Annotated in this window: 13 protein-coding genes, 1 tRNA gene and 2 rRNA genes; 4 read left to right on the top strand and 12 right to left on the bottom strand. The window is 56.7% G+C overall.

Annotation, left to right across the window (positions count from 1 at the left end; genetic code table 11):
- The first annotated feature begins 106 nt into the window (after positions 1–106).
- The 3 genes from lysC (at position 107) to EnteroDNA1_RS15200 (ending at position 2817) form a co-directional block, all read left to right on the top strand.
- On the top strand, positions 107–1456 hold the full coding sequence (gene lysC, locus EnteroDNA1_RS15210; RefSeq protein WP_023309996.1) for a lysine-sensitive aspartokinase 3: 1350 nt from the start codon (positions 107–109) through the stop codon (positions 1454–1456).
- A 93-nt stretch (positions 1457–1549) separates the two neighbouring features.
- Positions 1550–2494 carry a ketopantoate/pantoate/pantothenate transporter PanS gene (gene panS, locus EnteroDNA1_RS15205; RefSeq protein ID WP_029740629.1) on the top strand — a complete coding sequence of 315 codons (945 nt, stop codon included), beginning with the start codon at positions 1550–1552 and terminating at the stop codon, positions 2492–2494.
- A 50-nt stretch (positions 2495–2544) separates the two neighbouring features.
- Positions 2545–2817: a DUF3811 domain-containing protein gene (locus EnteroDNA1_RS15200; RefSeq protein WP_023309994.1), complete on the top strand. Its 273-nt coding sequence runs from the start codon at positions 2545–2547 to the stop codon at positions 2815–2817.
- Here the strand turns inward: EnteroDNA1_RS15200 and rluF are convergent, their stop codons facing one another.
- The 5 genes from rluF to metH form a co-directional block, all read right to left on the bottom strand.
- On the bottom strand, positions 2818–3690 hold the full coding sequence (rluF, locus tag EnteroDNA1_RS15195) for a 23S rRNA pseudouridine(2604) synthase RluF (RefSeq protein ID WP_033144377.1): 873 nt from the start codon (positions 3688–3690) through the stop codon (positions 2818–2820).
- Between the two features lie 54 nt (positions 3691–3744).
- Positions 3745–4062, bottom strand: a complete 318-nt coding sequence (locus EnteroDNA1_RS15190; protein ID WP_048977782.1) for a CcdB family protein — start codon at positions 4060–4062, stop codon at positions 3745–3747.
- The gene (locus tag EnteroDNA1_RS15185) at positions 4062–4355 is read right to left on the bottom strand and encodes a type II toxin-antitoxin system CcdA family antitoxin (RefSeq protein WP_064673009.1); all 294 of its coding nucleotides are present in this window, start codon (positions 4353–4355) and stop codon (positions 4062–4064) included. Before EnteroDNA1_RS15185 ends, EnteroDNA1_RS15190 begins: the two co-directional genes overlap by 1 nt.
- 95 nt (positions 4356–4450) lie before the next feature.
- On the bottom strand, positions 4451–6082 hold the full coding sequence (locus EnteroDNA1_RS15180) for a Na/Pi cotransporter family protein (RefSeq protein WP_069303513.1): 1632 nt from the start codon (positions 6080–6082) through the stop codon (positions 4451–4453).
- A 116-nt stretch (positions 6083–6198) separates the two neighbouring features.
- Positions 6199–9882, bottom strand: a complete 3684-nt coding sequence (gene metH / locus EnteroDNA1_RS15175; protein ID WP_033144373.1) for a methionine synthase — start codon at positions 9880–9882, stop codon at positions 6199–6201.
- A gap of 193 nt (positions 9883–10075) precedes the next feature.
- Here metH and iclR point away from each other — a divergent pair, with 193 nt between their 5' ends.
- Entirely contained in the window at positions 10076–10906 is an 831-nt protein-coding gene (gene iclR / locus EnteroDNA1_RS15170; RefSeq protein WP_045888359.1) for a glyoxylate bypass operon transcriptional repressor IclR, read from the top strand.
- A 68-nt stretch (positions 10907–10974) separates the two neighbouring features.
- Here iclR and aceK read toward each other — a convergent pair whose 3' ends face one another.
- The 7 genes from aceK to EnteroDNA1_RS15135 form a co-directional block, all read right to left on the bottom strand.
- The gene (gene aceK / locus EnteroDNA1_RS15165) at positions 10975–12714 is read right to left on the bottom strand and encodes a bifunctional isocitrate dehydrogenase kinase/phosphatase (protein ID WP_069303512.1); all 1740 of its coding nucleotides are present in this window, start codon (positions 12712–12714) and stop codon (positions 10975–10977) included.
- 51 nt (positions 12715–12765) lie between these two features.
- Positions 12766–14070, bottom strand: a complete 1305-nt coding sequence (aceA, locus tag EnteroDNA1_RS15160) for an isocitrate lyase (RefSeq protein ID WP_024906665.1) — start codon at positions 14068–14070, stop codon at positions 12766–12768.
- 31 nt (positions 14071–14101) lie between these two features.
- Positions 14102–15703 carry a malate synthase A gene (aceB, locus tag EnteroDNA1_RS15155; protein ID WP_039264171.1) on the bottom strand — a complete coding sequence of 534 codons (1602 nt, stop codon included), beginning with the start codon at positions 15701–15703 and terminating at the stop codon, positions 14102–14104.
- A gap of 270 nt (positions 15704–15973) precedes the next feature.
- Entirely contained in the window at positions 15974–16903 is a 930-nt protein-coding gene (gene metA, locus EnteroDNA1_RS15150) for a homoserine O-acetyltransferase MetA (protein WP_024906663.1), read from the bottom strand.
- Positions 16904–17082: 179 nt separating this feature from the next.
- Positions 17083–17198: ribosomal RNA gene (rrf, locus tag EnteroDNA1_RS15145) — 5S ribosomal RNA — on the bottom strand.
- Between the two features lie 70 nt (positions 17199–17268).
- Positions 17269–20174 (bottom strand): 23S ribosomal RNA (locus tag EnteroDNA1_RS15140).
- Between the two features lie 184 nt (positions 20175–20358).
- Positions 20359–20434, bottom strand: a tRNA-Glu gene (locus tag EnteroDNA1_RS15135).
- Between the last annotated feature and the right edge of the window lie 50 nt (positions 20435–20484).

Raw genomic sequence — 20484 nt, 5'->3', positions numbered from 1 at the left:
GGACCTCCCCCGCATTTTATTTATAGGGCCGTATTTTGCGCCTGCACCTGTTTTCATTTCATTCTTGTGCCATGGTCGCTTATTCATTCCCTGACACGAGGTTGTTATGACGAGTTTTGTGGTCGCCAAATTTGGCGGCACCAGTGTGGCCGATTACGATGCCATGAACCGCAGCGCCGATGTGGTGCTGGCCGATCCGAATACCCGCCTGGTGGTGCTGTCTGCCTCCGCCGGCGTGACGAACCTGCTGGTTTCTCTGTCTGAAGGACTGGAAGCGACAGAACGTTTCGTGAAGCTGGATGCACTGCGCAAAATTCAGTTCGACATCCTTGAACGTCTGCAGAACCCGAACGTCATCCGCGAGGAAGTGGAACGTCTGCTGGAAAATATCACCACTCTGGCAGAAGCGGCGTCTCTGGCTACCTCCACCGCCCTGACCGACGAGCTGGTCAGCCACGGCGAGCTGATGTCCACCCTGCTGTTTGTTGAAATCATGCGCGAGCGTAACGTTCAGGCGCAGTGGTTTGACGTGCGTAAAGTGATGCGCACCAGCGATCGCTTTGGCCGCGCCGAGCCGGACGTTGAGGCGCTGGCGGAGCTGACCAATCAGCAGCTGGCACCACGCCTGGCAGACGGTATCGTGATCACCCAGGGCTTTATCGGCAGTGAAGCAAAAGGCCGCACCACCACGCTTGGCCGCGGCGGCAGCGACTACACCGCCGCGCTGCTGGGCGAAGCCCTGCATGCAACGCGCGTGGATATCTGGACTGACGTTCCGGGAATTTACACCACCGACCCGCGCGTCGTTTCTGCGGCTAAACGTATTGATGTGATCGCCTTTGAAGAAGCGGCTGAAATGGCCACCTTCGGTGCGAAAGTGCTGCACCCGGCAACGCTGCTGCCGGCAGTGCGCAGCGATATTCCGGTCTTCGTCGGCTCCAGTAAAGATCCGAAAGCGGGCGGGACGCTGGTCTGCAAAAAAACGGAAAACCCACCGCTGTTCCGCGCCCTGGCCCTGCGCCGTCGCCAGACGCTGGTGACGCTCCACAGCCACAATATGCTGCATTCACGCGGTTTCCTGGCGGAAGTGTTTGGCATTCTGGCGCGCCACAATATCTCGGTGGATCTGATCACCACCTCTGAAGTGAGCATTGCGCTTACGCTGGACACCACAGGCTCTACCTCCACCGGCGACACGCTGCTGACGCAGTCGCTGCTGATTGAGCTGTCTGAGCTGTGCCGCGTGGAAGTAGAAGAAGACCTGGCGCTGGTTGCCATCATCGGCAACAAGCTGTCGCGCGCCTGCGGCGTGGGTAAAGAAGTGTTCGGCGTGCTCGACCCGTTCAGCATCCGCATGATCTGCTACGGCGCATCCAGCTACAACCTCTGCTTCCTGGTGCCTGCCGATCAGGCCGAGCAGGTCGTGCAGAAACTTCATCAGAATTTGTTTGAATAAAATTCGTTAGCAGGATAAACAATACCTATAAGCCGGGCACAGACCCGGCTTTTTCATAACTAAACAACACGACAATACTGCAAGGAATCCACTATGTTATCCGCCGTTACGCGGCTGTTCCCGTTATGGGCGCTGCTGCTCTCCGTACTCGCGTATTACACCCCCGCCACGTTCACGGGCATTGGTCCGTGGGTCGCCACGCTGCTGATGCTGATCATGTTCGGTATGGGCGTGCATCTGAAAATCGACGACTTTAAACGCGTGCTGTCTCGCCCTGCGCCCGTCGCGGCAGGGATCTTCCTGCACTACCTGGTGATGCCGCTTGCGGCGTGGCTGCTGGCGATGGCCTTTAAGATGCCGCCCGATCTCTCCGCCGGGATGGTGCTGGTAGGCAGCGTGGCCAGCGGCACGGCGTCCAACGTCATGATCTACCTGGCGAAAGGCGACGTGGCGCTCTCCGTCACGATCTCGTCCGTTTCGACGCTGGTTGGCGTCGTTGCCACGCCGCTGTTAACCCGTCTGTACGTGGACGCGCATATTCAGGTGGACGTGATGGGCATGCTGCTCAGCATTCTGCAGATTGTGGTGATCCCGATTGCGCTGGGGCTGGTCATTCACCATCTTTTCCCGCGCGTGGTGAAGGCCGTTGAGCCGTACCTGCCCGCGTTTTCGATGGTCTGCATTCTGGCAATCATCAGCGCCGTGGTGGCGGGTTCCGCATCGCACATTGCCTCCGTGGGCTTTGTCGTGATTATCGCCGTGGTGCTGCATAACACGATTGGCCTGCTGGGCGGCTACTGGGGCGGGAAGCTGTTCGGTTTTGACGAATCGACCTGCCGCACGCTGGCAATCGAGGTAGGCATGCAGAACTCCGGCCTGGCGGCGGCGCTCGGTAAAATTTACTTCTCCCCGCTGGCGGCCCTGCCTGGCGCGCTGTTCTCCGTCTGGCATAACCTCTCCGGCTCGCTGCTGGCGGGCTACTGGTCCGGCAAACCGATTGATGAACAAACGAAAAAAGATGCGGTGAAGCAGGGTTAATTTGCGCGGCTTGCTTTACACTGAAGCCTCTCTATCAGGAGGCTTCAGCAATGGCTACACCACGTTTGACCCAGAAAGACATGACGGAAGCCGAGCAGCGCGAACTGAAAACGCTTCTCGACCGTGCCCGTATCGCACATGGCCGCACGCTGACGAACGCCGAAACCAATCAGGTGAAAAAAGAGTACATCGATAAGCTGATGGCGCAGCGTGACGCCGCGGCGAAAAAAGCCCGCAAGCTTAAAAAAGAGCAGGCTTATAAACCCGATGCAGAGGCGACCTTTTCCTGGTCCGCCACAACGTCTACCCGTGGAAGGCGCTAATCAGCGCCCTTTCTTTTTGCGCCCCGGCTGGGTAAAGCGTTTTCCATTACCCGGCTTGCCTCGCCCCTTATCTTCCGCCTGAGGCGCCTTCACCACCGGGCGCTTAATCGCCTGGGTTTTCGGTTTGGCTTTGGCCTTCGGCTTCGCTTCGGACGAGGAGTTCTCGATAAGCTTGAAGAGCTCAATCAGCTCGTCATCCGTTAAATCGCGCCACTCGCCCAGCGGGATACCGGACAGGCTGACGTTCATGATGCGCGTGCGTTCCAGCTTCGTCACTTCATAACCGAAGTGCTCGCACATACGGCGGATCTGGCGGTTTAAGCCCTGCACCAGCGTAATGCGGAACGCGAACGGCGCTTCTTTCTTCACCTTACACTTTTTCGTGACGGTACCGAGGATCGGCACGCCCGCGCCCATGCCACGAATAAATTCGTCCGTAACCGGCTTGTTCACCGTAACGACATACTCTTTCTCGTGGTCATTACCGGCACGCAGAATTTTGTTGACCAGATCGCCGTGGTTGGTGAGAAAAATCAGCCCCTGAGAGTCTTTATCCAGACGGCCAATCGGGAAGATACGGCTGCTGTGGTTCACGAAATCAACGATGTTGTCCCGCTCACCGTCTTCCGTGGTGCTGACAATCCCAACCGGTTTGTTCAACGCGATAAACACCAGGTCTTCAGCATCACGCGGTTCGATGACCTGACCATTCACTTTAACCACATCGCCAGGGACCACCTGGTCGCCGATGGTGGCGCGTTTGCCGTTAAGAAACACGTTACCTTGTTCAATGTAACGATCAGCCTCGCGACGTGAGCAGATCCCGCTCTCGCTAATGTATTTGTTTAATCGGGTTGATTGAGTTGGCAGCATAGTTTCTCCTGTGAAGGGCGAAATATACCTTACCTTGCGGCTGACAAAAAAGTGTTAGTAACCGTTGATCAAAAAATCGAGTGCATCCCGCAATGAAGACCGGTTTTGCGTAAGATCGGCAACACGCTCACCTAACTCTTTTGGCGATATGCCAGCCATCATGTGCATCATAACCACGCAGGGCTTACCCGCTATCTCAACAACAGGGCACACTTTCGCAGGCGGCTGAATGCCTCCCAGGTGGCTAAGCTCAACTGCTGGGGCGACCAGGACATGCTTCATCACATTGGCCACGGGATGCTGCATATTGATTAGCCAGGGATAGGCAGTTTTCCCCTTACCTTCATTCTCATAAGCAAAATATTGCTCCATCAGAACGATCTCTGAGAATCACTAAAGGAGCCGTTTTCATCAACCCACTGGTTAATGGCCTCGATAGAAGCTTTATTTTCTGCTAACCACTCTGCGCGCTGATGCGCTCGAAACTGCTCCTGCAGTGCACTCGTGAGTACAGCAGAGAGATTCAGTTTAAGCCGTCGCGCCTCTTCAAGGATTTCTGGTGCTAACGACACATTGACTGATTTTTTGATGCCATGAGTAGTGCGCATGAGAACCCCCATCGGAATGCGCATGAATTGGCGAAGTGTAGCGTAATAAACGAGCATTTTCTATTCCCTTCAAAATGTAAGGTCTGAAGAGTAAATGGCGCTTTATAAAGTGTCACGCCCCGCAAAACGATTTTGCGAGGCGCTTTCAGAGATTAATACTCATCCCGCTCGTCGTCTTCATCCGGCTGTTCCATCACGCTGTACGCCACCGCGCAGAACAACGAGTTGAGACGCTTCATATCCCCCAGCAGCCCCAGATGCAGGGAGCTGGTCTCGATACTCTGCACGTTCTGCTGGTGCAGACGCTCAACGTGGGCGTGCGAGTAGCGACGGTTCAGAATACGGAAACGATGCTTGTTGCGGCGCAGGCGGCGCGCGCTCGGCACGTCGCTGGAGAAGAAGACCAGCATCGCCAGCTTGAGGTTGCTGACCAGCTGTTCGTGCAGCGCTTCCAGCTCCTTCAGGCCTTCACCTGAAAACGCACGACGCGCGGCAAGGGATTTGTCGGCGATCTCGCTGCCCATACGCTCCACGATATCCGAGGCCTGCTCAAGGTTAAGCGACATCTCGATGATTTCCGCCCAGCGGCGGGACTCCTCTTCCGCCAGCTCGTCCTGCGGCATACGCGCCAGGTAAAGCTTAATGGCGGTATAGAGCACGTTGATATCGTCCGCCAGTCTGCGCAGTTCTTTCTCTTCACGCGGCTCGCCGTGCATCACCTTTTGCAGGCCTTCGAGCATAGTTTCCATTGCGTCGCCCATACGCAGCGTCTCGCGCGCGGCATTCGCCAGCGCCAGCGCCGGAGTATCCAGCGCGGACGTATCCAGGTGCTTCGGCTTCAGGCGCGCATCCAGCTCAGGCTCGTCCTGAATGAGACGCTCGCAGAAGCGGGCCATCGGCCCGGCAAAAGGCACCATCGCCAGGCAGCGCACCAGGTTGTAGAACACGTGGAAGTAGATCACCAGCTCCGCCTTCGGCAGCGGGAGATTGTCCATCAGGTTCGCCAGCGGGTGGATAAAGGGCAGGATAATCAGGCTGCCCACCAGCTTAAACAGCAGGCTGCCCAGCGCCACGCGGCGGGCGGCGGCATTGGCCGCGCTGTTGTTAAGCATCGCCAGCAGGCCGGAGCCGAGGTTGGCCCCGATCACCAGACACAGCGCTACCGGGAAAGAGATCGCCCCTGCGGCGGTAAGCGTGGCCGTCAGCAGGACCGCCGCCAGGCTGGAGTAGCTGACGATAGCAAACACCGCGCCAATGAGCGCGTCCAGCATGATGTCCCCGGTCAGGGAGGCGAAGATGACCTGAACGCCATTGGCCTCGGTGATTGGCGTGACCGCCTGCACAATCATCTCCAGCGCCAGCAGGATCAGCCCGAGGCCAATTCCTACGCGCCCGAGCTGCCCGGCGCGCGTCTGTTTGCGGCCGAGGAAGAAGATGACGCCGAGAAAAATCAGCAGCGGCGACAGCCAGGAGAGATCGAAGGTCAGAACACGCGCCATCAGCGCGGTACCTACATCCGCACCCAGCACAATCACCAGCGCCGGGGCCAGCGCCACCAGATCCTGCGCCACAAAGGAGGTGACAAGCAGGGTCGTGGCGTTACTGCTCTGCACCAGTGCCGTTACGCCAATGCCCGCGCAGAAGGCGAGCGGCTTCTTCTCAACGCTGCTGCTGAGAACGGTACGCAAGCGCGCGCCAAATACGCGCATCACGCCGGTACGGACGATATGGGTGCCCCATACGAGCAGTGCGACTGCAGAGAGCAGGTGTAACAGGGTCAGCACGGAAGGTTTTCCTCCTTATCGTTATTCGTTTTCCATAGGTTCAGTATAAGGGTTTAAACGTAAGAAAGAGACAGGGCGCCCAATGAGCGCCCTGTTTGTTGTAAGGAAAAGTGATTTTAGTCGGCGTCGTAGCCGAGATTAGGCGCCAGCCAGCGCTCCACTTCAGACACGCTCATGCCTTTGCGCAGGGCGTAATCTTCAATCTGATCCCGCTGCAGCTGCGCCACGGCAAAGTACTTGCTGTCCGGATGGCTGAAGTACCAGCCGGAAACGGACGCGCCTGGCCACATGGCGAACGACTCGGTGAGCTTCATGCCGGTATGGGCTTCCACGTCCAGCAGCTTCCAGATGGTGCCTTTTTCGGTGTGTTCCGGACAGGCCGGGTATCCCGGCGCCGGGCGAATCCCCTGGTAGTTTTCGCGGATCAGATCCTCATTGCTGAGGTTTTCATTCGCCGCGTAGCCCCAGTGCACCTTACGCACGCGCTCGTGGAGGTACTCGGCGAAGGCTTCCGCCAGGCGGTCGGCAATCGCTTTCACCATGATTTTATTGTAATCATCGTGCTGCGCTTCGAACGCGTCCGCCAGCGCGTCTTCCTCCAGACCGCCGGTCACCGCAAAGGCGCCGATATAGTCGGCTTTACCACTCAGCTTCGGCGCGACGAAATCGGCCAGGCAGTAGTTGGCAAAGCCCACTTTCTCGGTTTGCTGGCGCAGATGGCGGCTGACCGCCAGCACGTGGGTGCGGGTTTCATCGCGATAGATTTCGATGTCGTCGCCCACGCGGTTCGCCGGGAACAGGCCCACCACGCCGCGCGGGTTGAGGCTTTTCTCTGCGCTCAGCGTGTCGAGCATATCGTTGGCATCTTTAAACAGGCGCTTCGCCTCCTCGCCAACCACCTCGTCTTCCAGGATGCGCGGATATTTGCCCGCCAGCGACCAGGTCATAAAGAACGGCGTCCAGTCGATGTAGTTGCGCAGCGTCTCGATGCTGGCCGTCACGTCCTGCACGCCCAGACGGTGTGCGACCGGCGGCGTGTAGCTGGACCAGTCGAAGGCCAGATCGTTGTCGCGCGCCGCCTGCAGCGAAACAGGCGGGGTGCGCGGCTTCTTACGGCCGTGCTGGATGCGAACGGTTTCGTACTCTTTGCGGGTGCGTGCCACAAAATCGTCGCGCTGGGTGTCGGAGAGCAGCGCGGAGACCACGCCCACCGTACGCGAGGCGTTCTGCACGTAGACCGTCGGGCCGCTGTAGTTCTGCTCGATTTTCACCGCCGTGTGCGCTTTCGAGGTGGTCGCCCCGCCAATCAATAACGGAATGGTGAAGCCCTGTCGCTCCATCTCTTTTGCCACGTTGACCATTTCGTCGAGCGACGGCGTAATCAGCCCGGAGAGGCCAATCAGGTCGGCGTTCACTTCGCGCGCGGTCTTGAGGATTTTGTCCGCCGGGACCATCACGCCGAGGTCGATAATCTCGTAGTTATTACACTGCAGCACTACGCCAACGATGTTCTTGCCGATGTCGTGCACGTCGCCCTTCACGGTGGCGATAACCATCTTGCCGTTGCTGGAGCCTTTCTCTTTGCTGGCTTCGATGTAGGGCTCCAGATAGGCCACTGCCTGCTTCATCACGCGGGCGGATTTCACCACCTGCGGCAGGAACATTTTGCCCTCACCGAACAGATCGCCGACTACGTTCATGCCGTCCATCAGCGGGCCTTCGATCACCTCAATCGGGCGGGCTGCCTGCTGGCGCGCCTCTTCGGTATCGAGCTCGATAAATTCGGTGATGCCTTTGACCAGCGAGTATTCCAGGCGCTTTTTCACGTCCCAGGAACGCCACTCGGCCTGCTGAACGTTTGCCGCCTCATCCGATTTGCTGCCGCGGTATTTCTCCGCCAGGTCCAGCATGCGCTCGGTGGCGTCGTCGCGGCGGTTAAGGATCACGTCCTCGACGGCATCGCGCAGCTCGGCGGGGAGGTCGTCGTAAATCGCCAGCTGGCCGGCGTTAACGATCCCCATGTCCATGCCGTTGCGGATGGCGTAGTAGAGGAACACAGCGTGGATCGCCTCACGCACCGGGTCGTTGCCGCGGAACGAGAACGACACGTTCGATACGCCGCCGGAGATCAGCGCATGCGGCAGCTCGCGCTTGATGTCTTCACATGCGCCGATAAAGTCCTGGGCGTAGTTGTTGTGCTCTTCAATCCCGGTCGCTACGGCGAAGATATTTGGGTCAAAGATAATGTCTTCCGGCGGGAAGCCCACCTCTTCGGTCAAAATCTTGTACGCGCGGCGGCATATCTCAATTTTGCGCTCGCGGGTATCGGCCTGGCCCACTTCGTCAAAGGCCATGACCACCACGGCGGCACCGTAGCGGCGGACCATCTTCGCGTGGTGGATAAAGATATCAACGCCTTCTTTCATCGAGATAGAGTTGACGATGCCTTTACCCTGGATGCACTTCAGCCCTTTTTCGATGACTTCCCACTTGGAGGAGTCGATCATGATCGGCACGCGGGCAATGTCCGGCTCACCGGCAATCAGGTTGAGGAAACGCACCATCGCCGCTTCGGCGTCGAGCATCCCCTCATCCATGTTGATATCGATAATCTGCGCGCCGCTTTCTACCTGCTGGCGGGCAACGTCCAGCGCTTCGCTGTACTTCTCTTCTTTAATCAGGCGTTTGAACTTTGCGGAACCGGTGACGTTAGTACGCTCACCCACGTTCACAAACAGGCTGTCGTCGCCGATGGTCAACGGCTCCAGGCCGGACAGACGACAGGCAACCGGAAGCTCGGGCAGCTTGCGCGGCGGCAGACCGGCCACGGCGTTGCTCATGGCCGCGATATGCTCCGGCGTGGTGCCGCAGCAGCCGCCGACAATGTTCAGGAAGCCAGACTCGGCCCACTCGCGGATTTGCGCCGCCATGGTGTCGGCATCGAGATCGTATTCACCAAACGCGTTTGGCAGACCGGCGTTCGGGTGGGCGGTGACGTAGCATTCCGCGATCCGGGAAAGCTCCTGCACGTACTGACGCAGTTCATCTGGCCCCAGCGCGCAGTTCAGGCCAAAGGAGAGCGCTTCGGCGTGGCGCAGGGAGTTATAAAACGCTTCGGTTGTCTGGCCGGACAGGGTGCGGCCGGAGGCGTCGGTGATGGTGCCGGAAATCATGATCGGCAGGTCAACGCCGAGCGCTTCAAATTCCTCTTTCACCGCGTAAATCGCGGCTTTGGCATTGAGGGTGTCGAATACGGTTTCAATCAGGATCAGATCGGAACCGCCTTCCACCAGCGCTTTGGTCGATTCACGGTAGGCCGCGACCAGCTGATCGAAGGTGATATTACGAAACGCCGGGTCGTTGACGTCCGGTGAAATCGACGCGGTCCGGTTCGTCGGGCCAAGCACCCCGGCAACGTAGCGAGGCTTATCCGGCGTGCGGGCCGTCCACTCGTCGGCGCAGGCGCGCGCCAGCTTCGCGGCTTCCAGGTTGATTTCCGCCGACAGGGATTCCATCTGGTAATCCGCCATGGCGATGGTTGTCGAGTTGAATGTGTTGGTTTCAACGATATCCGCACCCGCTTCGAAGTAGGCGTTGTGGATATCTTTAATCACGGACGGTTTGCTGAGCACCAGCAGGTCGTTGTTCCCTTTCAGGTCGCAGGGCCAGTCGGCAAAGCGTTCGCCGCGGAAATCGTCTTCACTCAGACGATACCCCTGGATCATGGTGCCCATGCCGCCGTCCAGCACCAGAATTCGTTCATTTAACTGCGCACGCAGTTGCTCTACTTTGCTGCTCACACTTGCTCCCGACAACGCTCAACAAGGCCAAAAGGCTGCGTTCCATACTGGCACAATCTCGCAGGGTGGAAAAGCCGCACAGCGGTAACATGAGACATGTTCACCATCACTCCTCCGATCAGTCAGGATAACGGTTGCAAATTCACCAAATAAAACGAAAATGATTTCCACGATACAGAAAAAGGAGATCGTCATGGTCGCGACCGTTCCCGCTAAACGCGGCAGAAAACCTGCTGCCACCACCGCCGCCGCACAACAGGGCGGACAGGTTCAATCGCTCACGCGCGGTTTGAAGCTGCTGGAGTGGATAGCCGAGTCGCACAGCAGCGTGGCCCTGACGGAGCTGGCCCAGCAGGCTGGCCTGCCGAACTCCACGACGCACCGCCTGCTGACCACCATGCAGCAGCTGGGCTTTGTCCGCCAGGTCGGCGAGCTGGGGCACTGGGCGGTGGGCGCGCATGCGTTTATCGTCGGCAGCAGCTTCCTGCAGAGCCGCAACCTGCTGGCGATTGTGCACCCGATTCTGCGCAAGCTGATGGAGGAGTCCGGCGAGACCGTAAACCTGGCGGTGCTGGACCAGAGCGACCACCAGGCGATTATCATCGACCAGGTGCAGTGCACGCAGCTGATGCGCATGTCCGCACCGATTGGCGGCAAGCTGCCGATGCATGCCTCCGGGGCGGGGAAAGCGTTTCTTTCGCAGCTGAGCGAAGAGCAGGTGACGGGACTGCTGCACCGTAAAGGGCTGCACGCCTATACCCACGCCACGCTGGTGTCGCCCGTGCATCTGAAAGAAGATCTGGCCCTGACCCGGAAGCGCGGCTATTCGTTTGATGATGAAGAACATGCTCTGGGCCTGCGCTGCCTCGCGGCCTGTATTTTTGACGAGCACCGCGAGCCGTTTGCCGCCATCTCCATCTCCGGGCCGATTTCGCGGATGACCGATGACCGCGTGACCGAGCTGGGTGCGCTGGTGATTAAGGCGGCGAAAGAGGTGACGCTGGCGTACGGTGGGATTCGTTGAGATTGAGTGCGGCCTGATGCCCTCACCCCGGCCCTCTCCCGCAGGGAGAGGGAGAAAATCTGATGCCCTCACCCTGCTAGAGAGGGTGCAAACCTAATGCAAAACCTCTGCTTGCGGCGGTAAGCGTACACATCTTCGACATGCCCGTTTTTGATCCGCGTTTGCAGCCCGCGCCAGTAGCTGGCGCGGAATAGATCCTCATGCATCTCTTCGAATAGCGGCCCGATGCGCGGGTCGGCGCACAGCCAGTGGCGAAACTCCTCCGGAAACACATCGCCCGGCGAGACGCTGTACCACGGCTCGCCGGAAAGCTCGTCTTCCGGGTAGCGGGGCTGTGGTATATCGCGGAAATTCACTTCGGTCATGTAGCAAATTTCGTCGTAATCGTAGAACACCACGCGCCCGTGACGGGTGACGCCGAAGTTTTTAAACAGCATGTCGCCCGGGAAAATATTGGCGGCGGCAAGCTGGCGAATCGCGTTGCCGTATTCTTCAATGGCATCCCGCAGCGCCTGACCTTCGGACTGCTCAAGCCAGATATTCAGCGGCACCATGCGGCGTTCGATGTAGAGATGGCTAATCACGATTTTATCACCCAGATCGGTGATTTTCGCGGGCGCTTCCTGCATTAACAGCGCCATGAGCGCCGGGTCGATCTGCTGTTTATCCAGCACAAAGTTTTCGAACTCCTGGGTATCCGCCATGCGCCCGACGCGGTCGTGCTCTTTAACCAGTTGATAGCAGGCGCGAACGTGCGCGGCGGTCATCTCTTTCTGCGGCGCGAATCTGTCTTTAATCACCTTAAAGACCCGGTCAAAGCCCGGCAGCGTAAACACCAGCATCACCATACCGCGAATGCCGGGCGCTTCGATAAACTGCTCATCGGCCGCGGTGACATAGCGCAGGTACTCCCGGTAGCTTTCCGTTTTGGCGTGCTTCTGGCAGCCAATCGCCATATACAGTTCAGCGGTGGTTTTGCCCGGCAGGATTTCGCGCAGCCACTCCACCAGCGCGGCAGGCAGCGGGGCGTACACCATGAAATAGGAACGGGCGAAGCCAAACACGATGCTGGCCTCGGCGCTGGTGGTCAGGCAGGTATCGACAAACAGTTCCCCGTCGTCGGTACGGTGAATGGGCAGCAGAAAGGGCACAATGGCGGTCGGCGTAACCAGTTTGCCCACCAGCCAGGCGGCTTTATTGCGGTAGAAAAGCTCGTTGGCCACCTGCAAATGGCTGTGGCTGAGCACCTCAGCGCCGAAGGTTTCGTTGAGATGGGCGTGGACATAGCCGATATCCCGGGTTTTATTCTCCCAGGGCAGGCGCAGCGGCAGATCCGTTAGCACGCGGTGCAGGAGCTTTTCCCATCCGCGATCGGGAAAGAAATCTTTCGCCAGCGGACGGGGAATGGTTCGAAAGCGTCGCTCGGGCTGGGAGCTGAAGATAAATAACCGCTCAGGAGATAGTGAGCGGTGGTCAAATAACCGGCAATAGACGGAGTTGAAAAAGCTCTCCGCAATCTCGAAGCGCGGGTAATCGGGTAACAAATGGGTGTAGTGCTCTTTCACGCGCAGTAAAAATTCCGCGTCCGGGCTTTTACCGTCGGTAATACAGCGCAGCTGCTCCACCACCAGACCTACGTGGTGGTCGTAGAGATGGATACGCTGCTTCATGGCTTGCTGAACCGCATGCCAGTCTGCATGTTCGAAGCGCTGCTGCGCGCCGGATGTCACTTCAAGAAAACGACCATACTGGGCATCGAAGCCCTGCAAAATAGTTTGGGCAATCAGCAATTCCAGGCCACGCGACATATATTCCCCCTCACCCCAACCCTCTCCCCGAGAGGGGAGAGGGGGAAAAGATTAGAACTGTGCTTCTTCCGTTGAACCCGTTAAGGCGGTGACGGAGGAGGTTCCGCCCTGGATAATCGTGGTCACATTGTCAAAGTAGCCGGTCCCCACCTCCTGCTGGTGAGACACGAAGGTGTAACCGTCTTTGCCCGCCGCAAACTCCGGCTGCTGCACCTTCTCAACGTAGTGCTTCATGCCCTCACCCTGCGCATAGGCGTGCGCCAGGTCGAACATGTTGAACCACATGCTGTGGATACCGGCCAGGGTAATGAACTGGTATTTGTAGCCCATGTCGGACAGCTGCTGCTGGAAGCTGGCGATGGTTTTGTCATCCAGCTTTTTCTGCCAGTTGAAGGACGGCGAGCAGTTGTAGGCCAGCAGTTTGCCCGGATACTTCGCGTGGATGGCGTCAGCAAAGCGTTTTGCCAGCGCCAGATCCGGCGTGGAGGTTTCACACCAGACCAGGTCCGCATAAGGCGCGTACGCCAGGCCGCGGCTGATCGCCTGTTCAATGCCGGCATGGGTACGGTAGAAACCTTCGCTGGTACGCTCGCCGGTGATGAACTCGCTGTCGTACGGGTCGCAGTCAGAGGTGATCAGGTCCGCCGCGTCCGCATCGGTACGGGCAATCACCAGCGTCGGCACGCCGAGCACGTCCGCGGCCAGACGCGCGGCAACCAGCTTCTGTACGGCTTCCTGTGTAGGAACCAGCACCTTACCGCCCATGTGTCCGCATTTTTTCACTGACGCCAGCTGGTCTTCGAAGTGAACGGCCGCTGCACCGGCCTCAATCATCGATTTCATCAGCTCGAAGGCGTTCAGCACACCGCCGAAGCCCGCTTCCGCATCCGCGACGATCGGCAGGAAGTAGTCAATAAAGCGCGGATCGCCAGGTTCGATACCGGCAGCCCACTGGATCTGATCCGCACGGCGGAAGGTATTGTTGATCCGATCCACCACCGACGGCACGGAGTTAGCCGGATAGAGCGACTGATCCGGGTACATGCTGGACGCCAGGTTAGCGTCCGCCGCAACCTGCCAGCCGGAGAGATAGATAGCTTCAATACCGGCCTTCGCCTGCTGCAGCGCCTGACCGCCGGTCAGCGCGCCGAGGCTGTTGATGTAGCCCTTTTTAGAGCCACCGTGCAGCAGCTTCCACATTTTCGCCGCACCGTTCTGTGCCAGCGTGCATTCCGGATTGACCGAGCCGCGTAATTTCACCACTTCCTCCGCGCTGTAAGGACGGCGGATGCCTTCCCAGCGAGGCTGTGTCCACTCTTTCTTCAACTCTTCGATTTGTTGGGTACGGGTTTTCATGTGCAGATGCTCCATATTGTTATGTGGTGAGTTACGCCAGGAAGCGGTAGCCCGGCAGGGTCAGGAAGTCGATTAAGTCATCTGATGTGGTGATTTGCTCCATCAGGCGCGCGGCGTCGTCAAAACGTCCGCTGCTGAAGCGGTGCTCGCCCAGCTCGTCCTGGATCACCCGCATCTCTTCGGCCAGCATCTGGCGGAACAGGGTCTTGGTCACCGGTTTGCCGTTGCTGAGCGTTTTTTGATGGTGGATCCACTGCCAGATGGAGGTACGTGAAATCTCCGCCGTCGCGGCATCTTCCATCAGGCCGTAGATAGGTACGCAGCCGTTGCCGGAGATCCACGCTTCGATGTACTGGACCGCGACGCGGATATTGGCACGCATGCCCTCTTCCGTACGCTCGCCCGCGCACGGTGCCAGCAGCTGTTCTTCAGCCGTTGGGGCATCGTCTTCACGCGTGACAAACAGCTGGTTTTTGTTGTCGCCGAGAACGCGGTTAAAGACCTCCATCGCCGTATCGGCCAGGCCGGGATGGGCAATCCACGTGCCGTCGTGACCGTTACGGGCTTCAAGCTCTTTATCAGCCTTCACCTTGTTGAGCACCTGATTGTTCCGCTCTGCGTCTTTGCTCGGGATAAATGCCGCCATGCCGCCCATCGCAAAGGCGCCGCGCTTGTGGCAGGTTTTGATCAGCAGGCGCGAGTAGGCGCTCAGGAACGGTTTATCCATGGTCACGACCTGGCGATCCGGCAGTACGCGGTCGGGATAGTTTTTCAGGGTTTTGATGTAGCTGAAAATATAGTCCCAGCGCCCGCAGTTCAGGCCGACGATGTGATCGCGCAGGGCGTGCAGAATTTCATTCATCTGGAACACGGCAGGCAGCGTTTCAATCAGCAGCGTGGCTTTGATGGTGCCGCGCGGCAGGTTGAAACGATCTTCCGCGTAGCTGAACACTTCGCTCCACCAGGCCGCTTCCTGCCAGGCCTGCGTTTTTGGCAGATAGAAATAAGGGCCGCTGCCTTTTGCCAGCAGGTTCTTGTAGTTGTGGAAGAAATAGAGTGCGAAATCAAACAGGCTGCCCGGAATGGCTTCCCCACGCCAGGTGACATGTTTTTCAGGCAGGTGCAGGCCGCGTACGCGACAGATCAGCACCGCCGGGTTCGGTTTGAGCTGGTAAATTTTGCCGGCTTCGTTGGTATAGCTGATGGTGCCGTTCACGGCGTCGCGCAGGTTGATCTGCCCCTCGATGACCTTACGCCAGTCCGGCGCCAGAGAGTCTTCAAAATCGGCCATGAAGACTTTAACGTTGGCGTTCATGGCGTTGATCACCATTTTGCGCTCTACCGGACCGGTGATCTCAACGCGACGATCCTGTAAATCTTCAGGGATGCCGCGGATTTTCCACTCACCGCGACGAATGGAAGCGGTTTCCGAAATGAATCCAGGCAACTTGCCATCGTCAATTTCCTGCTGCTGATGAATGCGTGCCGCCAGCAGCTTATTACGCTGCGGCGTAAAGCGGGTCACCAGTTCAGTCAGAAATTCTACCGCTTCCGCCGTCAAAACCTGCTGTTCTTGCTCGCCATACGGCTGGGTAAAGGCCAGTTCATCGACCGTCGTTGCCTGTTGAGTCATTACTCTGCTCCTCATCAAAGATCCAAAATCACGCCCCCGATGCGAACGAAAGATCGTTGGGTAGTTTTCGCTCAGCAGAATTAAGACTATCTATATTTTTTCTAAAATCAAAAACAATTTCCATTTTAATTTAATATTGAATTTAATTGTCTGATTTTATTGAAATTAAAGTTTAACTGGAGGGTGGGCGACATTTCGGAAATAAAAAAGGCACCCGAAGGTGCCTGATTTGAATAGCTGAAACGCTTTAGGATCGTTTAGTGCAGAAGATTACTCCAGCGTTGGATTCATGTGACGCAGATCGTATGGCGTTATCTGGTAGACGTAATAGTTGAGCCAGTTTGTGAAAAGCAAATTTCCGTGGCTGCGCCAGGTTGCTCTCGGTTTGTTTTGCGGATCGTCTTTCGGGAAATAGTTGTACGGTACATCCGGATTAAGACCCGCTTCGACATCACGGAAATACTCTGATGCGAGGGTATGCGGATCGTACTCAGGATGTCCGGTCACAAAAGCAATGCGTTTATCCTTGCTGGCAAACAGGTAAGCATCTCCGTCTTCCGTTTCGGCCAGGATCTCCAGATCGGTGTAATCACGAATCAGCTGGGCCGGGAAATCGGCGTAGCGCGAATGCGGGGCCAGGAAAGAGTCATCGAAACCACGCGTCAGCAAAGCGTGCGGGTGAAGAATGTGGTGTTCGTATACGCCAGAGAGCTTTTCAGTGCGGGTTTGCTTGGGGATGCCATAAAGAATATTCAGTGCGGCTTGTACCGCCCAACAGACAAACAATGTGGAGGTAACGTGATCTTTTGCCCACTCCAGAACCTGTTTGATCTGAGGCCAGTAGGCGACATCGTTAAATTCAACCAGGCCGAGCGGCGCGCCGGTCACGATCAGTCCGTCGAAGTTTTCCCCCTGAATGTCATCGAAGTTACAGTAGAAGTTGTTCAGATGCTCAGATGGCGTGTTACGTGATTCACGGGCATCGATTCGCAGCAGCTGGATATCCACCTGCAGCGGAGAGTTCGACAGAAGACGCAGGAACTGGTTTTCTGTTTCGATCTTTTTTGGCATCAGATTGAGAATAAGCACCTTCAGCGGGCGAATTTCCTGACCTGTCGCACGCGAAGCCGTCATGACGAAGACGTTTTCTTCACGCAAGAAATTGACGGCTGGTAGCTCGTCCTGCACCCGAATCGGCATAACTTAATATCCTCACAGCATACGTATAAACGTTTAGACATCCAGATAGCTAACGATACCCAGAAACGGGCATAATGTCGAGTCTGCAAGAAGAAGGTGAGAAAGTTTCAAGAAGGGGGAGAGGGAAAAACAAAAGCAAAAAACCCCGCACCTTACGGTACGGGGTTCTTCTAATTGATGCCTGGCAGTTCCCTACTCTCACATGGGGAGACCCCACACTACCATCGGCGCTACGGCGTTTCACTTCTGAGTTCGGCATGGGGTCAGGTGGGACCACCGCGCTAAAGCCGCCAGGCAAATTCTGTTTAATCTGTATCAGGCTGAAAATCGTGTCTCTCTCTTCGCCGAAACAGCTTCGGCGTTGTAAGGTTAAGCCTCACGGTTCATTAGTATCGGTTAGCTCAACGCATCGCTGCGCTTACACACCCGACCTATCAACGTCGTAGTCTTCAACGTTCCTTCAGGACCCTTAAAGGGTCAGGGAGAACTCATCTCGGGGCAAGTTTCGTGCTTAGATGCTTTCAGCACTTATCTTTTCCGCATTTAGCTACCGGGCAGTGCCATTGGCATGACAACCCGAACACCAGTGATGCGTCCACTCCGGTCCTCTCGTACTAGGAGCAGCCCCCCTCAATTCTCCAGCGCCCACGGCAGATAGGGACCGAACTGTCTCACGACGTTCTAAACCCAGCTCGCGTACCACTTTAAATGGCGAACAGCCATACCCTTGGGACCTACTTCAGCCCCAGGATGTGATGAGCCGACATCGAGGTGCCAAACACCGCCGTCGATATGAACTCTTGGGCGGTATCAGCCTGTTATCCCCGGAGTACCTTTTATCCGTTGAGCGATGGCCCTTCCATTCAGAACCACCGGATCACTATGACCTGCTTTCGCACCTGCTCGAGCCGTCACTCTCGCAGTCAAGCTAGCTTATGCCATTGCACTAACCTCCTGATGTCCGACCAGGATTAGCTAACCTTCGTGCTCCTCCGTTACTCTTTGGGAGGAGACCGCCCCAGTCAAACTACCCACCAGACACTGTCCGCAACCCGGATTACGGGTCTACGTTAGAACACCAGCCATTAAAGGGTGGTATTTCAAGGTCGGCTCCACGCAGACTGGCGTCCACGCTTCAAAGCCTCCCACCTATCCTACACATCAAGGACCAGTGTTCAGTGTCAAGCTATAGTAAAGGTTCACGGGGTCTTTCCGTCTTGCCGCGGGTACACTGCATCTTCACAGCGAGTTCAATTTCACTGAGTCTCGGGTGGAGACAGCCTGGCCATCATTACGCCATTCGTGCAGGTCGGAACTTACCCGACAAGGAATTTCGCTACCTTAGGACCGTTATAGTTACGGCCGCCGTTTACCGGGGCTTCGATCAAGAGCTTCGCGTTGCCGCTAACCCCATCAATTAACCTTCCGGCACCGGGCAGGCGTCACACCGTATACGTCCACTTTCGTGTTTGCACAGTGCTGTGTTTTTAATAAACAGTTGCAGCCAGCTGGTATCTTCGACTGATTTCAGCTCCACCCGCAGGGGCTTCACCTACATATCAGCGTGCCTTCTCCCGAAGTTACGGCACCATTTTGCCTAGTTCCTTCACCCGAGTTCTCTCAAGCGCCTTGGTATTCTCTACCTGACCACCTGTGTCGGTTTGGGGTACGATTTGATGTTACCTGATGCTTAGAGGCTTTTCCTGGAAGCAGGGCATTTGTTACTTCAGCACCGTAGTGCCTCGTCATCACACCTCAGCGTTAATAAGGTACCGGATTTACCTGGAACCTCCGCCTACATGCTTAAACCGGGACAACCGTCGCCCGGCTAACATAGCCTTCTCCGTCCCCCCTTCGCAGTAACACCAAGTACAGGAATATTAACCTGTTTCCCATCGACTACGCCTTTCGGCCTCGCCTTAGGGGTCGACTCACCCTGCCCCGATTAACGTTGGACAGGAACCCTTGGTCTTCCGGCGAGCGGGCTTTTCACCCGCTTTATCGTTACTTATGTCAGCATTCGCACTTCTGATACCTCCAGCATGCCTCACAGCACACCTTCAACGGCTTACAGAACGCTCCCCTACCCAACAACGCATAAGCGTCGCTGCCGCAGCTTCGGTGCATGGTTTAGCCCCGTTACATCTTCCGCGCAGGCCGACTCGACCAGTGAGCTATTACGCTTTCTTTAAATGATGGCTGCTTCTAAGCCAACATCCTGGCTGTCTGTGCCTTCCCACATCGTTTCCCACTTAACCATGACTTTGGGACCTTAGCTGGCGGTCTGGGTTGTTTCCCTCTTCACGACGGACGTTAGCACCCGCCGTGTGTCTCCCGTGATAACATTCTTCGGTATTCGTAGTTTGCATCGGGTTGGTAAGCCGGGATGGCCCCCTAGCCGAAACAGTGCTCTACCCCCGAAGATGAGTTCACGAGGCGCTACCTAAATAGCTTTCGGGGAGAACCAGCTATCTCCCGGTTTGATTGGCCTTTCACCCCCAGCCACAAGTCATCCGCTAATTTTTCAACATTAGTCGGTTCGGTCCTCCAGTTAGTGTTACCCAACCTTCAACCTGCCCATGGCTAGATCACCGGGTTTCGGGTCTATACCCTGCAACTTAACGCCCAGTTAAGACTCGGTTTCCCTTCGGCTCCCCTATACGGTTAACCTTGCTACAGAATATAAGTCGCTGACCCATTATACAAAAGGTACGCAGTCACACCACGAAGGTGCTCCCACTGCTTGTACGTACACGGTTTCAGGTTCTTTTTCACTCCCCTCGCCGGGGTTCTTTTCGCCTTTCCCTCACGGTACTGGTTCACTATCGGTCAGTCAGGAGTATTTAGCCTTGGAGGATGGTCCCCCCATATTCAGACAGGATACCACGTGTCCCGCCCTACTCTTCGAGTTCACAACCTGTGTGCTTTCGTGTACGGGACTGTCACCCTGTACCGTGCGACTTTCCAGACGCTTCCACTAACACACAAGCTGATTCAGACTCTGGGCTGCTCCCCGTTCGCTCGCCGCTACTGGGGGAATCTCGGTTGATTTCTTTTCCTCGGGGTACTTAGATGTTTCAGTTCCCCCGGTTCGCCTCGTTAACCTATGTATTCAGTTAACGATAGTGCAACGAATTGCACTGGGTTTCCCCATTCGGACATCGCCGGGTCAAAGGTTCATATCACCTCGCCGGCGCTTTTCGCAGATTAGCACGTCCTTCATCGCCTCTGACTGCCAGGGCATCCACCGTGTACGCTTAGTCGCTTAACCTCACAACCCGAAGATGTTTCACTTCATGATTGCGAAAATTTGAGAGACTCGAACACACCAATTAAGATGTGTCGTTTCAATTTTCAGCTTGATCCAGATTTTTAAAGAGCAAATATCTCAAACGTCACCCGAAGATGAGTTTTGAGATATGACGGCAGGTGACTTTCACTCACGAACCAGCAAGTGGCGTCCCCTAGGGGATTCGAACCCCTGTTACCGCCGTGAAAGGGCGGTGTCCTGGGCCTCTAGACGAAGGGGACGTGTAAGTCTCAATCGCAAGACGCCTTGCTATTTACTTTTCATCAGACAA

Origin of the sequence: Enterobacter sp. HK169 (assembly GCF_001719105.1) — a bacterium.
GTDB lineage: Bacteria > Pseudomonadota > Gammaproteobacteria > Enterobacterales > Enterobacteriaceae > Enterobacter > Enterobacter asburiae_B.
The sequence above is the reverse complement of the archived record's forward strand: the minus strand, read 5'-3'. Positions and strand labels throughout refer to the sequence as shown.

What these genes read in the sequence shown, in the direction of transcription:
- aceA (WP_024906665.1), bottom strand. Translation starts at nt 14,070, where the DNA reads ATGAAAACCCGTACCCAACAAATCGAAGAGTTGAAGAAAGAGTGGACA.
- EnteroDNA1_RS15200 (WP_023309994.1), top strand. Translation starts at nt 2,545, where the DNA reads ATGGCTACACCACGTTTGACCCAGAAAGACATGACGGAAGCCGAGCAG.
- rluF (WP_033144377.1), bottom strand. Translation starts at nt 3,690, where the DNA reads ATGCTGCCAACTCAATCAACCCGATTAAACAAATACATTAGCGAGAGC.
- lysC (WP_023309996.1), top strand. Translation starts at nt 107, where the DNA reads ATGACGAGTTTTGTGGTCGCCAAATTTGGCGGCACCAGTGTGGCCGAT.
- EnteroDNA1_RS15185 (WP_064673009.1), bottom strand. Translation starts at nt 4,355, where the DNA reads ATGCTCGTTTATTACGCTACACTTCGCCAATTCATGCGCATTCCGATG.
- EnteroDNA1_RS15190 (WP_048977782.1), bottom strand. Translation starts at nt 4,062, where the DNA reads ATGGAGCAATATTTTGCTTATGAGAATGAAGGTAAGGGGAAAACTGCC.
- aceB (WP_039264171.1), bottom strand. Translation starts at nt 15,703, where the DNA reads ATGACTCAACAGGCAACGACGGTCGATGAACTGGCCTTTACCCAGCCG.
- iclR (WP_045888359.1), top strand. Translation starts at nt 10,076, where the DNA reads ATGGTCGCGACCGTTCCCGCTAAACGCGGCAGAAAACCTGCTGCCACC.
- metA (WP_024906663.1), bottom strand. Translation starts at nt 16,903, where the DNA reads ATGCCGATTCGGGTGCAGGACGAGCTACCAGCCGTCAATTTCTTGCGT.
- aceK (WP_069303512.1), bottom strand. Translation starts at nt 12,714, where the DNA reads ATGTCGCGTGGCCTGGAATTGCTGATTGCCCAAACTATTTTGCAGGGC.
- panS (WP_029740629.1), top strand. Translation starts at nt 1,550, where the DNA reads ATGTTATCCGCCGTTACGCGGCTGTTCCCGTTATGGGCGCTGCTGCTC.